Source organism: Flavobacterium sp. RNTU_13, from assembly GCF_046614455.1.
Lineage (GTDB): Bacteria > Bacteroidota > Bacteroidia > Flavobacteriales > Flavobacteriaceae > Flavobacterium.
On record NZ_JBKJHB010000004.1, the window covers coordinates 181,718 to 194,822 of the forward strand.

General features: G+C 40.9%; 10 protein-coding genes. 6 read left to right on the forward strand and 4 right to left on the reverse strand.

The annotated features are described in order from the left end of the window. Position 1: 1 nt before the first annotated feature. Positions 2-1,552 (reverse strand): hypothetical protein, encoded by a 1,551-nt coding sequence (locus ACLI08_RS11150; RefSeq protein WP_411428566.1) that lies wholly within the window; start codon positions 1,550-1,552, stop codon positions 2-4. 307 nt (positions 1,553-1,859) lie between these two features. On the opposite strand from ACLI08_RS11150, the gene ACLI08_RS11155 reads away from it, so the two are divergent. The 6 genes from ACLI08_RS11155 (at position 1,860) to clpX (ending at position 8,639) form a co-directional block, all read left to right on the forward strand. Then, positions 1,860-3,104 carry an OmpP1/FadL family transporter gene (locus ACLI08_RS11155; protein WP_411428567.1) on the forward strand — a complete coding sequence of 415 codons (1,245 nt, stop codon included), beginning with the start codon at positions 1,860-1,862 and terminating at the stop codon, positions 3,102-3,104. A 19-nt stretch (positions 3,105-3,123) separates the two neighbouring features. Next, the gene (locus tag ACLI08_RS11160) at positions 3,124-4,698 is read left to right on the forward strand and encodes an SGNH/GDSL hydrolase family protein (RefSeq protein WP_411428568.1); all 1,575 of its coding nucleotides are present in this window, start codon (positions 3,124-3,126) and stop codon (positions 4,696-4,698) included. 82 nt (positions 4,699-4,780) lie between these two features. After that, entirely contained in the window at positions 4,781-5,125 is a 345-nt protein-coding gene (locus tag ACLI08_RS11165) for a phage holin family protein (RefSeq protein WP_411428569.1), read from the forward strand. Positions 5,126-5,244: 119 nt separating this feature from the next. Next, positions 5,245-6,570, forward strand: coding sequence for a trigger factor (tig, locus tag ACLI08_RS11170; RefSeq protein ID WP_411428570.1), 1,326 nt, complete (start codon positions 5,245-5,247; stop codon positions 6,568-6,570). 95 nt (positions 6,571-6,665) lie between these two features. Beyond that, the gene (gene clpP, locus ACLI08_RS11175; RefSeq protein WP_411428571.1) at positions 6,666-7,343 is read left to right on the forward strand and encodes an ATP-dependent Clp endopeptidase proteolytic subunit ClpP; all 678 of its coding nucleotides are present in this window, start codon (positions 6,666-6,668) and stop codon (positions 7,341-7,343) included. 63 nt (positions 7,344-7,406) lie between these two features. Beyond that, on the forward strand, positions 7,407-8,639 hold the full coding sequence (clpX, locus tag ACLI08_RS11180) for an ATP-dependent Clp protease ATP-binding subunit ClpX (protein WP_411428572.1): 1,233 nt from the start codon (positions 7,407-7,409) through the stop codon (positions 8,637-8,639). Positions 8,640-8,869: 230 nt separating this feature from the next. On the opposite strand, the gene ACLI08_RS11185 is transcribed toward clpX, so the two are convergent. From ACLI08_RS11185 to ACLI08_RS11195, 3 genes are all read right to left on the reverse strand, one after another. Beyond that, positions 8,870-9,766: an alpha/beta hydrolase family protein gene (locus tag ACLI08_RS11185; RefSeq protein WP_411428573.1), complete on the reverse strand. Its 897-nt coding sequence runs from the start codon at positions 9,764-9,766 to the stop codon at positions 8,870-8,872. Between the two features lie 169 nt (positions 9,767-9,935). After that, positions 9,936-11,693, reverse strand: a complete 1,758-nt coding sequence (locus ACLI08_RS11190) for a S41 family peptidase (RefSeq protein WP_411428574.1) — start codon at positions 11,691-11,693, stop codon at positions 9,936-9,938. A 451-nt stretch (positions 11,694-12,144) separates the two neighbouring features. Further along, positions 12,145-12,858 (reverse strand): toll/interleukin-1 receptor domain-containing protein, encoded by a 714-nt coding sequence (locus ACLI08_RS11195; RefSeq protein ID WP_411428575.1) that lies wholly within the window; start codon positions 12,856-12,858, stop codon positions 12,145-12,147. Between the last annotated feature and the right edge of the window lie 247 nt (positions 12,859-13,105).

Below are 13,105 nucleotides of genomic sequence, written 5' to 3' on the forward strand. Positions count from 1 at the left end.
CCTACCCAGACACTATTCCTACCAAAACCGTTTCTTTGAGCCCTTGCTGTACAAAAAGCCAAAGGAAGTTAAACACCGATTTATCTTTTTTACGGTCAACATTAGGATGGGCTTCCTTAAGGCGGTTATCGCTGTCATTTTTTACCAGTAGGTTACCCACAGCACTAAGCAGTTTATTCTTCTTTTTGCCATCTTTTTTATACATCGCTATTTTAAGGTCGTCATATTTTATGGCAAAAGATCCACCGCCACGTTCCTTGTTTCCGTTAAAGGTAAACCGAACATCATTAAGTATACCGGTTGTGGTAACGTTCATTAAAGGTTTCGCAACCGGGTTAATATCTTCGCTGGGTATATTTAGTAAATGCCCTTTTATGGTAAAAGCATCATTTAGGTTACGGGTATTAAAAACCCAGTTTACACTTAGCGGCGCTTTTCTCATAAACAGGCACTGCACATCTATCCGGGTATCTGGCAGCTTTTTCCTGCCCACTGTACTGCATATATTACCGGCAGTAGCATAAAATTTAGAAAAAGAAACACGTGCAGCCGGTTTGCTAAAATCAATCTGCTCCTCGTACTGAATATCTGAATTTTTAATTTGGAGCTTTTTCACATCCAGATCAAATGCAAGGCCGCGCAGCAGTTCGCTATACAGCTTTTTTCGCTTAGGGTCGTCCTTTGGCTCTTTGCTCCTGTAAATATTAGCCTTTATGTTATTTAAAACCACGCGGGGTGTATGCAAGTAAAACGTATCACGCACAAAACCCCAGTCGACTCCCTGTACACTAAGGCTCTCTGCCTGTATATTAAACTGGTCTTTTTCTACCGGAACGATAGCTACAAACTGTTTCCTGGTCTGCCGTGGCACCAGGTGAAACTTCTTGGCGGTAAAAGAAGTGTCTGTTGCCGCTATATGGGCTGCGGTTATGTTATAGAGTTTACCGGCGCGATAGTACAGGCTATCGGCCTTTAGGGTATAATCGCGGTAACGTACCGGAATATTTTTTTGTACCGATGTGCTGTCTACCGTTATATTAGTAAGGGTGAAAAACACATTAGACACTTTTAGCGTAGGATGCTTTAGCGAATCAAGCATACGGAACCGGCCCTGCTCTATAGAAACCGAACCTGTTTGTATTACCTGCCTGAAGGGCTTTTCTACATCATCTTTAATATCATATTTCCTTTTGGTATCATACAGTACCGCCTCGGGCTGTATAACCTCTACCCTATTAGCCACAATTTTGTTGGTTCGCAGTAGCTTCCATACGCTGAAGCCGCGCACACCTACTTCCTTTATACTGGCATACAAGGTGTTTTTAAGCGTATCTGCCGCAGTAGATTTGGGCCGAAGCTGCACTCCTTTTATTGTAAAACTCCCCATCCATACGTTAACATCTAGCTCGTTATAAGAAACTGTGTACGGAAAGTTTTTTTGCTCTTTTAAAACAGCAGGCAGTTTTTTGTTGGCGTAATATTTTACGCCAAAATTTACACCCACAGCCAAAACAGCGAGTGTTATAAAGGAGTATACAATCTTCTTTAGCATGATAAGGTCTATTTTTTGTATGAATTTACCGTAAAAACACCGTAGCACCACAACAATTATATTTTTATTAATAATTTGATTTTAAGCCCACAACACACCTTTCTGTTGCATAATTATATGCACGCATACAAAAACAATAAAAAAACCATTGATTTTGTGATTATTTTACAAACTATACCGCCTATTTTTGACAAAATAATTATTATGCCTACATAATATTTTTACGCCAATCGTTGCGAAATCGATAATTTATTCTAAATTTGATATAGATATTAGTAATTTGATAACCTAACCTAGATTTCAACCCATGAAAAAACTATTATCCTTAACCATGGCAGCTGTAACAGCATCTAGTGCCTTTGCCGGCGGATACCGCATCAGTCTGCAGGGACAAAAACAACTTGCCATGGGCCATACCGGGGTTGCTGTAGTAAACAGCGCCGAAACGCTGTTTTTTAACCCGGCGGGAGCCTCATTTTTAAAAGACAGGTTTAACGCATCTGTAGGAGGCAACCTGCTTTTTGCACGCACTAAGTTCCAGAACGACACGTATAACTGGAAATCATCAACCAACAACATGGGTACACCTGCCGAGTTCTACGCATCGTACCGCATTACCGATTGGCTTACCGCAGGCCTTGCCGTGTACACTCCTTACGGTAGTGCCGTAGAATGGGACAGAGACTGGCAGGGTGCTAACCTTGTAAACAACATTGACCTACAGGCAATATACATACAACCTACCATCTCTATAAAACTTACTGATTACTTTAGCGTAGGCGGTGGTCCTATTTATGTAAACGGTGGTGTAACTTTTGACCGTAACCTGTCGCGCAGCCTTACCGATGAGCAGGGCAACCCAAGCGACGTAAACCTGGAAGCCAAAGGCGTAACCGCATGGGGATGGACCGCAGGTTTTATGTTTAACCCTCATGAAAAAGTAAGACTGGGCGTTAACTACCGTTCGCACATAACCATGGAAGCCCGTAACGGCGACGCCACCTTTAACCAGGTACCGGCGTATGCACAAGGCACTTACTTCAATACAAAATTCAACGCAGACCTTCCACTCCCTGCAGAGATAACCGCAGGTTTATCTGTTCAGCTTACAGACAAGTGGCTTTTTGCCTTTGACTACAACCGCGCCTACTGGAATGCTTACAAAGCACTTACTGTGGATTTTGCAAACAGCATCCCTACATCGGTTAACCCAAGGAACTATAAAGATGCCAGCACCTACCGTTTAGGAACACAGTTTAAACCAAACAATAAAGTATCGTTCCGCGTAGGATGGTATTATGACGAAAGCCCAGTGCAACCGGGTTATTTTGCACCAGAAACACCTCGTAACGACTCTCAGGGCTACACCGGTGGTTTTACATACATGATTACTTCTAAACTTGGTGTAGACGCTTCATTCCTTTACCTGCACTTTAAAGAAGTTAACGCCAGTTATGACCACGCTACCGAAGACGGAGGCACCTATTCTTTTGGCGGTACTTATAAAAACGTAGTATTCTCTCCGGGACTTGGACTTTCTTACAGTTTCTAAAACCTACACACATCCTGTCATGAAAAACAAAAAAATACTCTTTATAGCAGCGCTGGCCGCCGGTTTCACGGCTTGTCAGCCCGAATTTGACAAAGAACTTACCAATGCAGAATACAGCGCAGGTGAGGCTAACTTTACCACCTATGTAGCTATAGGTAACTCGCTTACTGCGGGATATATGGACGGTACTGTGTCTCGCGTGGGCCAGTCGTACTCGTACCCTAACCTACTGGCGCAGCAATTTGCCCTTGTAGGCGGTGGCGCGTTTACTCAGCCATCGTATGCAGACGACGTAAATAATCTTGGTGGTTTATTGCTGGGCGGAACCCCAATAGGAAGCAATAGGCTGGTGCTTAACGCTTCAACTAGTTCACCTGAGCCTATAAAAGGTACATCTACCATAGAAGTAAGTAACTTACAAGCAAAAGCCTTTAACAATATGGGCGTTCCGGGTGCAAAATCATTCCACCTGCTGGCGCCCGGTTATGGAAACTTAGGCGGTGTAGTGGCAAAAACGGCTAACCCTTATTATGTACGTATGGCTACGTCGCCATCGGCTACGGTACTAGGCGATGCCATGACGCTTAACCCTACATTCTTTACCAACTGGATAGGTTCTAACGATGTACTTGCCTACGCACTGGATGGTGGCCGCGGCGAAGACAGAGCGGGCAACACAAATCCTGCTACCTATAACAGCAACGACATTACAGACCCTAACGTATTTAAAAGTGTTTACAGCACTATCATTAACACACTTACAGCTAATGGTGCTAAAGGAGTAGTAATGACAATACCGAATGTAACGTCTATTCCGTTCTTTACCACGGTGCCTTACAACCCATTAACTTCTTCTGTTCTTGGTCAGGGCGATACTACTGTTGGAGATGCTACCATAGCACAGCTAAACGCACAACTTTACGGTCCGTTAAAACAAGCGCTTACAGCGTTTGGGCAAGGAAACAGGATTAACCTGCTAAACACTACCGGCGGTAACCCGCTACTTATAAAAGATGAATCACTGGAAGACCTTAGGCTAAAGCTAACGGCGGCTTTTAGCAGCAATCCTGCAACAGCACCATATGCTACTTTCCTTGGCGCTACCTATGGTCAGGCAAGGCAGGCTACAGCGGCAGACCTTGTATTGCTTACTACCCGTGGCGTTATAGCCACAAGCCCAGATGGAATACCTGCCCCGTTTAACAAATTTGGTATTACCTACCCTCTGCAAGACGAGCACGTATTGGTTCAGTCTGAAATAAACCTGATTAATACGGCTACAACTTCATTTAACGCCAGCATAAAACAAATTGCTGCCGATAAAAACCTTGCTGTTGCAGACATGAACGCCATACTTAACCAACTGGTTACCGGTATTACTTATGACGATGGACAGGTATACAATGCGGCATACTTCAGTACTTCACGCGTAAATACTACCGTATTCTCGCTAGATGGTGTACACCCTAACGCACGAGGATATGCCCTTATAGCAAGCGAAATAATAAAAGTAATTAACAGCCACTATAAGGCAAAACTACCTTTATACAATCCGGCATATTACCCGGGTGCTACCGTTGTTACGTCAAACTAACTCCTTTAAATATAGTTTTACCAAAAAGCACCGTTTACGCGGTGCTTTTTTTATAATTTTGCGCATCATTTTTCATTGACCTATGAAAACACTAATAAACATCTTTTTCACTACCGTATTTGTACTGGTGCTGGCCTACTTTATGGAAGGCATAACCATAGACAACCCGGCTACCGCATTAATGGTAGCACTGGTGCTGGGATTACTTAATATTTTTGTAAAACCCGTTATTGTATTCTTTACATTGCCCGCCACTATATTTACCTTTGGGCTATTCCTTTTGGTAATCAATGCATTGCTTGTACTTATGTGCACGTATTTTGTAAAAGGTTTCCACGTACGTGGTTTTATAGATGCATTGCTGTTTAGTCTGATTCTTTCGTTTGGGCAGGCCTTGATATCTAAGCTATCCGACAGCAAAAAATAACGGTTTTACAATAAAAACGCGGCATTTTGCCCTATTGAAATTCAATACTTTAAAAAGTTGTACGCAAAATAAAAATGCGTTAATTTTGCGCCCACTATTTGAAACAAAATATTTTACAAATGAACATTACCAGAGAGCAGGTTGATGCACTAAATGCTGTTGTAACAGTAGCCATTACCAAAGACGATTATACGCCTCAAGTAGAAAAAGTACTTAAGGACTACAGGAAAAACGCTAACATTCCCGGCTTCAGGAAAGGCGCTGTACCTATGAGCCTGATAGAAAAACAATATGGCAAAGCCATTTTGCTTGACGAGGTAAACAAGCTGCTTCAGACTTCACTAAACGACTACCTGGTACAAGAAAAACTAGACATACTGGGTAACCCGCTACCAAAAGTAACAGAAGACTTTAACTGGGATGCCAACGATTTTTCGTTTCAGTTTGAGCTTGGCCTTGCCCCTCAGTTCTCTGTAGACCTTGGCGCTAAAAACAAAGTGGTTAAGTACAACATTGTAGCCGATGACACTATGCTTGACGAGCAGGTAGAGCGTATACAAAAGCAGTTTGGCAAACTAATAGCTAAAGATACTGTAGAAGAAGGTGACGATATTACCGGTACTTTTACTAACGAAGAAAAAGGTATTAACAACCGTACTACCATTTCTACAGACATATTTAAAACTAAAAAAGACGGTAAAAAATTCATCGGTAAAAAAGCTGGTGATGTAGTTACCCTTTCTACAAAAGGTTTATTTAATGACGACCACAAACTTATGGACTATCTTAAAGTAGGCCATGACGATGTACACGGACTTGATATTGAAGTAAACTTTACCATTGAAGAAGTAAACACACACGAAAAAGCTGAACTTAACCAGGAGCTGTTTGACAAGCTGTTTGGCGAAGGCAACGTTTCTTCTGTAGAGGAGCTTAAAGCTAAAATTAAGGAAGATGCCGAGCAGCAATTTGCACAACAGGCAGACCAGAAATTCCTTAACGATGTTACTGAATCTCTTATAGAGAACACTACATTTGAACTTCCGGCAGAATTCCTTGTAAAATGGTTACAAACTGCAGGTGAAAAGCAACTTACTGCAGAAGAAGCTGCGGAAGAATACAAAAAATCAGAAAACGGCCTGCGCTACCAGCTTATTGAAGGTAAAGTAATTACAGAAAACGGCCTTCAGATTACGTTTGACGACCTTAAAGCATACGCTTCTAAAATCATTAAGCAACAAATGGCACAGTTTGGCCACCTTAACCCTACCGATGAAGAAGTAGACAGCATTACGGCACGTGTACTTACTAACCAGGACGAGGTTAAAAGGCTTAGCGAGCAGGTTATGAGCGAAAAAATGATGGACCTGTTTAAAGAAAAAGTGAAGTACAAAACCAAAGAAGTTACATATCAGGACTTTATCAAGGTAATGTACGGAGAATAATATCTCGCAAAAAATAAGTATATTTGAACGTCGGCTTTTATAAAGCTGACGTTTTATATTTTATTTAAATAACCATAAAAAGAAAAAATCAGACTATGGATTTTGGTAAAGAATTTAAAAAATACGCTACTAAACACCACGGCGTAAACAATTTATATTATGATAAGCTGGTTAACCGTGTAAACCCTATGGGGCTTACCCCTTACATTATGGAGGAGCGCCAGCTAAATGTTTCTCAGCTCGACGTGTTTTCGCGCCTTATGATGGACAGGATTATTTTCCTGGGTACAGGCATAGACGACCAGGTGGCAAACATAGTACAGGCACAGCTTTTGTTCCTTGAGAGTACAGATGCCAGCAAAGACATCCAGATTTACATTAACTCTCCGGGTGGTAGCGTATACGCAGGCCTTGGTATGTATGATACCATGCAGTACATAAAGCCAGATGTAGCTACAATTTGTACCGGTATGGCAGCTTCTATGGGTGCCGTGCTACTTTGTGCAGGTGCCGATGGTAAGCGTAGCGCACTTCCGCACAGCCGTGTAATGATTCACCAGCCATCGGGCGGTGCACAGGGCGTGGCTACAGATATGGAAATTAACCTTAAAGAGATGCTTAAACTAAAAGAGGAGCTGTATAACATTATAGCACACCACTCTAAGCAGCCTTATGAAAAGGTATACAAAGACAGCGAGCGTGATTACTGGATGAAGGCCGATGAGGCAAAAGAGTACGGTATGATTGACGAAGTTTTAAGAAGAGAAAAATAAAACAGTCACAGTCGCAGTTTTAATAGTAAGCATTACTGAAAACTGCGACTGAAAACTACAAAAATGGCAAAAGAGATTTTAGAATGTTCTTTCTGCGGAAGGAAAAAGCCTGAAACTAACCTGCTTATAGCGGGCATAAGTGCCCACATATGCGACAGGTGTATAGAGCAGGCACATGGCATAGTACTAGAAGAACTTAAACAAGGCGGTTCTGTATCGCTTGCCGGCGAACTGGAGCTTAAAAAGCCGAAAGAAATTCGCGCATTCCTGGACCAGTATGTTATAGGTCAGGATCAAACTAAAAAAGTACTTTCTGTAGCGGTATACAACCACTACAAAAGGTTGCTGCAGCAACAAAGCGACGACGAGGTAGAAATAGAAAAGAGCAACATACTTATGGTGGGCCAAACCGGTACGGGTAAAACCCTGGTGGCAAAAACCATAGCACGTATGCTTAACGTGCCACTAACCATTGTAGATGCCACGGTGCTTACCGAGGCCGGCTATGTGGGCGAAGATGTGGAGAGTATACTTACACGTTTGCTTCAGGCGGCTGATTACGATGTTAAAAAAGCTGAGCGTGGCATAGTGTTTATTGATGAGATAGACAAAATAGCCCGCAAAAGCGACAACCCATCTATTACCCGCGACGTAAGTGGCGAAGGCGTGCAGCAAGCCATGCTTAAGCTACTTGAGGGCACTGTGGTAAACGTTCCGCCAAAAGGTGGGCGCAAACACCCGGACCAAAAATTTATCGAGGTAAACACGCAAAACATACTGTTTATAGCCGGTGGTGCTTTTGATGGCATTGAACGCATCATTTCTAAAAGGCTAAACCGCCAGGCGGTGGGCTACAGCTCGTCTAAAAACACGGATAATATTGACCAGGATAACCTGCTGCAATACATTATCCCGAAAGACGTGAAAGATTTTGGGCTTATACCCGAAATCATAGGCCGTTTACCGGTGCTAACCCACATGGACCCATTAGACAAAGAAACGCTTCGTGCTATACTTACAGAGCCTAAAAACGCTCTTATAAAGCAGTACACCAAGTTATTTGCCATGGACAATGTTAGCCTAAGTGTTACCGAAGATGCCCTTGATTACATTGTAGATAAAGCCCTGGAATATAAACTTGGCGCACGCGGACTACGTTCACTTTGCGAAGCGATACTTACTGAGGCCATGTACGAGCTACCAAGTAGCAGCGAAAACGAATTACACATAGACCGCGAATACGTGGAGCATCACCTAAACAAAACCCTGCTTAAAAGGCTGAAAGCAGCTTCGTAGTATGTGGATTTGTTGATTGGTGTATTTGTCAATTCGGAGGAAACAATAGCATAAAATACAAAACCCGCCTTATGGCGGGTTTTGTTTTATAAGACACCTTCTATATACAACTACTTTCAAGCAGATTGCTGGACAAGGCAATCCTTTATTTACTTTATGTAATTTTTTAAAGAATTTATTTTACCTGCGGTCATATCCAAAAATTATTCAACAAACATTTTTGTAAATCTTTACTTCTTAGCCAATACCATCTGTTTTATCCACGCTACTGCGATATCAAATGGCTGTGGTGTATTTTCGGCTGTAGTATTATGCCCTAGATCGGGAAACAATGTGTATTCAAAAGGCTTCCCTTTAGCTTTCAATGCATTTAATTGCTCAATACACAGTTTTACAGGAATCTGTATATCTTTTTCTCCAAAAACCCAAAGCCCCGGAATTGCAAGGGCATTTAAAGATGCCTTTGGATCTGTTGCCGCAAACTGATACTTGTCTGGGTCATTCTTCGTATGCTCACGGGCATCTTGTTCAGTATGGGTATCCCAAAATTTATCGTTGCCATTAGTGTAAAACTGAAACCTTAGTTGCTCAAGCGTTGTTATTGTAGGACAACTGAACAATACCATAAACCTTACCATAGGATTTTTAGTAGCTGCAATAGGTATTATCCATCCGGCCTGGCTAAATCCTACTAACCCTATGGGTAGTTTCTTGCCCTTTAATTTAGCTCCAAGTACAGCAACAGCCGAACTTGCATCCTCGGCCAACAGGTTAAGATTTTCAGTACTAATATTATTAGTCCCTACAGATGGACCCACGTATACGCCGCCTGATTCCCCTACCCCACGTTTATCGTAGGTAAAGACTGCGATACCTTGTTTAGCCAAACGTTTTGCAAATGCCATCTCTCGTTTTACAGGATCTGACCCATGCACTACTACCACAGCAGCGAATGCATTTTTAGGCATAACAACAGATCCCGAAAGCGTAATGCCCTGGCTCTGAAACTTTACATCGGTAATAGTTATCTCTGATGATTGACACCACAAGACATTACACACACCGAAAAACAATACGTAAAATAGTACTTTAAAAAGGCCGGCTGAAATATTTTTGAGAGGTAGCATTTTAACTAGGATGGTTTAATTAGCGTTGGAGGCATTTTACATATACTAGACTAAAGAAGTATTACTATGTTACAATACCAGGCAAAAAAAATTCCGGCTACTATACTCGTGTAAATTCCAGTTTCTTTTAAAAAAAAGCTATATGACTGGTAAATATAAAAGATGAAACTTAATTTTTAATTATCTTAACTGCTTCATCTAATAAATAATCTTGTGTACTCAGAAGGTTTTCAGGCGTTAAGGGCATATATTTATCAATTCGTACGCCTTTTCGCTGGGCGTTGGTTCCATTGGTGTAAAAAATAGCATTACCAGTGAAATTCATCTTATAGCCTCCGGGGAGCATCAACATTTTTTCATCGCCATCTGCCCCTGCTGACTGTTCCCCTATGGTTATACTTTGCGGAAAAATATGTTGTAGGTTCATTACGTTCCATTCACTCATGCTTAACGTTTCAGGATTTACAATTATAACAACCTTTCCATTGTACGAACCTCCATCAGCCCTGATATCAGGATGATTATATGTACTGTAATCATTGTTTAGTATAAAGGTGCCAATTTCTTTTTTATTAATTTCAAAGTAATTGGCAAAGCGATTAGGATATTTACCAAACTTTTTAAAGACTGTAAATACAAAACCACCCCAATCCGGGTAATCTCGCATATCCAGGATAGTCCCCGTTTGGCGCGATGCTATGCCAAGTAAACTATCCATTGTACTAAAAATCTTATCATCGGGTACGGTCTCTATAAGCCGGAAGACTTCACCTATCTTAAAATAAGCAATATCGCCAGAGAGAATATCAAGGCTCCTGTCCGTACGCCTGTCTGGTAATGCATTGTTGAGATAATCTGTAAGCTTCGTCACATTTGCAGCATCTCGGTTGTGTATAAATTCGACAACCTTTGGACTTTCATTGCCGTTTCGCGTAACAGCAAGTTCAAAATCTTTTTTGTCCGACTGCCATACAAGGTTTTTAAGATAATCTGAAAAATAATACCGTAAGGTTGGCCGGTTTGATACTGACACCCATTTCGCGGTCCTGTTCACTAATGCGGTAACCGGCTCACCGTTAACCGCTAAAATAGCATCTCCAACTTTGATATCCGCTTTCTCGCAATATTCAGGCAGGATAATCTCCGTTACATTGATCCTGTCATCAAAGACAGTATATTTAAAGGGAGGGAAAAAGCTGTTCTTAAAGATGTTTTCCCTGAATTTTATCTGTTTTATAAACTTGAAAGCGTGTGTGTCGTCAAAAGAAGCTATCAGTTCCAGCAAAATAGCCTCGTGCTCCTGACGGGTTTTGCAAGCGATAGCTAAAGGTAATTTCTCCTTTAAAAGACTATCAAAACTTTTATCCATAAGATACTTATGCGGAAACAAATAATCCACCGCTCCCTGTATCTTAGCAAGGGTAAGCATACGATATCCATATGGTATATTTTCCGTTACAGGAAATGGATATTCAGGCTCGTTCGGAATTTCAGTACTAAAGCGAATATCAGGAATATAATGGTGTATGCTGTCTGTATAACGATGTTTAAAAATAGTAGTTAGCCTCTTTTTATTATCTCCATTAAAGAGTTGGGCTGATTTAAACCATGTATCATCTCTATTTTGGGTAAGTAATTTTGCCTTAGATCTCCTAGCCTTTTGATTTTCTACCTTAGGAAGTTTATCTAAAAAAGAGCGTACAAAAGCATTGAATTCTTGTGATGTCTTAATCTGATCAACAGTATTAATATTTTGCAGAAATAAAGCGTCTGCATTAATGCTTCCGCCCGCCACAGAAGGATGATAATATTTTACATAGTTCCACAGCTTAAAAAAATGCATCTGACTTTCTACCTGCGTTATATTCTGTGCAGTGACTAAGGAGGTCATGCTAACCAAAATTAGCAGGGCGGTTAATTTTTTCATGAGTGATTGATTATAAAACAAAACTAAAATTTTAATCAAGAGTTCAACAGATTGAAAAGTTAAAGTTATAAAAGGGTACTTAAAGGGATAAATACTCTTGATAGAATAGTGAATAATTGTGAGACTATCCTGAATTACTTCGGTAAAAGGAGCATCAATGCTTCGGCAGAACCGTTCAATGCAAATAAAAAGCTTCAGAAATAAATTTAGAGGAGAGAGACGTAGACTTTTTCCTTTTTAGCTGACTAAATTAGATGCATAATTTATCAATTCCCCAGTTTTTGTATCAATCCATTTAAGTTTTGATCCAAAATCTCGAGGTATTGTTTAGTCAAAAAATAAATCCACTGAAATACAGTGGATTTATTTGTCTTTCTGTGGAGTGTCAGGGATAGCAATCGAACACCTAACGCCTATTTTGATGTTTTTTAGAACGTTAAAATAAATATCATTACACATTTGCAGGTTCGTAAATAACCAATTCAGCAAGCTTAGCTGCAACTTCTTTCATTGTTTCTTCCGTGGTATCCAAGCCTGTTCTTGAGGCAAGTAAAGGACTGACATCGCGCAAGGCTTCATATGTAGTATTATGAACGATTGGAATGAGTTGGTCACGGGCTAGTAAAGCTGATAGTTCCTTGTCGGCAATACCCTCTTGTGGCAGACGACGTAGAAGAGCAGGAGTCACCAATACCAGTCCAATTCTAGAATTAGCCAAACCTTTATCAATTGCGCGCATTAATGGCACACCCAAGCTGACATCTTTTTCACTGAACCAAACAGAAACGCCATTAGAAACAAGTAAATCATGTAATTCTTTAGCTGCGCCCTGTCTATCATCCCAAGCATGACACAGGAATACGTCTCTAAGCTCTGGCTTCGTTACTACAAGATTTTCAACTGTGTTACGAATAGGTGTAAGTGCAATTACTTCAGCAGATGTATAATAAACGGGAGAACTCGCCCTTGACCAACGAGGCTTTAAGCTTCTTGAGCTACCACTATTTCCACTATGACTTCCATAGCTACGTGACGATGAGTAAGATGAAGGATAAGTTGGATAAGGATTGTAATAACTACGACTGTAGCTACCACCACAGGCGGGGCATGCTGCTGCTCCGCTTTCTGTGCGATGTCCGTGAACTGGTGCTGTACATCTTGCCATTTTTTGTATTTTTAATTGTTTAATCTATTATAAACATACAAAAAATATATACTGGTGTAATTGAGAAGAGTAGAAAATATCGAAGAAATTTTTAACAATCTAATGTTAGTAATTTAACAGTAGGTAAACTATTAACGTAAAGAAAAAACCGACATTGTAAACAATGTCGGTTTTAAAATTCTGTGGGCGATGAGGGATTCGAACTTCTGCGCCAAACCCCGCATTATCGCTATTTTCTCTAAAGTTC